The organism is Caballeronia sp. LZ024, assembly GCF_031451455.1.
Lineage (GTDB): Bacteria > Pseudomonadota > Gammaproteobacteria > Burkholderiales > Burkholderiaceae > Caballeronia > Caballeronia telluris.
In genome coordinates, this window is sequence record NZ_JARUXL010000036.1 from 1 (window position 1) to 1,135 (window position 1,135).

Below are 1,135 nucleotides of genomic sequence, written 5' to 3' on the forward strand. Positions count from 1 at the left end.
CATACGATCATGAACTGCGTGGATGTGTGCCCGAAGGGGCTCAATCCGACAAAGGCGATCGGCAAGATCAAGGAATTGATGGTGCGCCGCGCTGTCTGAATTAGCGCGAGCAACGAGCGGCCGGCCCCGCTTGCAAGTCGAGCGTCAACGGGGCCGTACCGGGACTCGCTTAACATCGCTCATGCGAGAACACTTGGCATCGCGCGGCGAAAGCTTCTGCGCGAGAGTGCCGATGCACCGGTCATCGCATCGGGCATCACGGCCATGCGGGTGCTCGAAACGATAACGTCGGTGTTGCACTGCTGCATGTGCCGACCGTCGAACCGCTCGATATGCAGACGATGGTAAGGTAGCGGGCGCCGAGTCCATCTGGGCCAGCCTTAACCTTCGTAAGGAAGCGAACATGAACAAGCAGGAACTCATCGATGCCGTTGCATCGGAAGCGGGCATCGCGAAGAACGCTGCCGCAGAGACGATCGATGCGGTGCTGGCCGCCGTTTCAAAAACCGTTGCAGCAGGCGAGACCGTGCAGTTGATCGGCTTCGGCACGTTCGCAACCGGCGCGCGCGCGGCTCGCACCGGACGCAATCCGAAGACTGGCGAAGCGATCGAGATCGCCGCAGCGAAGACCGTCAAGTTCACGGCGGGCAAGGCTTTCAAGGACGCCGTCAATCAATGAAGTTGCAGCCGCGCGTCGGGCTCCCTCGCGTGCTCGAATGCAGTCGCGGCTCATTCAATTCACCATCCGGGTCAGCAGCTGATCGTGCCGCCCGTTTGCGTATCTCCATCAATCGCTGTGCGCGGAAAACGCGTCGCATCGCGATGGGTCGTGTCGTCATCTACGAGTAACGGGTCACGCAGTGGCAGGATTTGTCATTAAATGGGCAGGTTCTGAGAGCGGTCGCGTGCCTGTTCGGCGCTAGGATGCGGACATCTTCCTGCGATCCGCGCGAGACAATCCGCCGCGATGACCAGATCAGACCTATTTGATGGAAAGCATATCGTGAGTGATCAAAGTCTCATCGAGCAGTACGGCCCCCGCGAGTCGATGGAATATGACGTCGTGATCGTCGGCGGCGGCCCCGCCGGACTGTCGTCGGCTATCCGGCTCAAGCAGCTTGCGCAGGAAAAAGGC

The 1,135-nt window shown here is 60.4% G+C and carries 2 protein-coding genes and 1 pseudogene; all 3 read left to right on the forward strand.

From position 1 onward, the window contains the following. Positions 1-99, forward strand: a pseudogene (gene sdhB, locus QCE48_RS31600) (succinate dehydrogenase iron-sulfur subunit); the annotation flags it as partial. Between the two features lie 268 nt (positions 100-367). After that, complete coding sequence (locus tag QCE48_RS31605; RefSeq protein WP_309785084.1) at positions 368-679, forward strand: HU family DNA-binding protein; 312 nt, start codon at positions 368-370, stop codon at positions 677-679. A gap of 288 nt (positions 680-967) precedes the next feature. Then, the coding region (locus QCE48_RS31610; protein WP_309794474.1) for an FAD-binding protein at positions 968-1,135 on the forward strand (168 nt) is incomplete at its 3' end.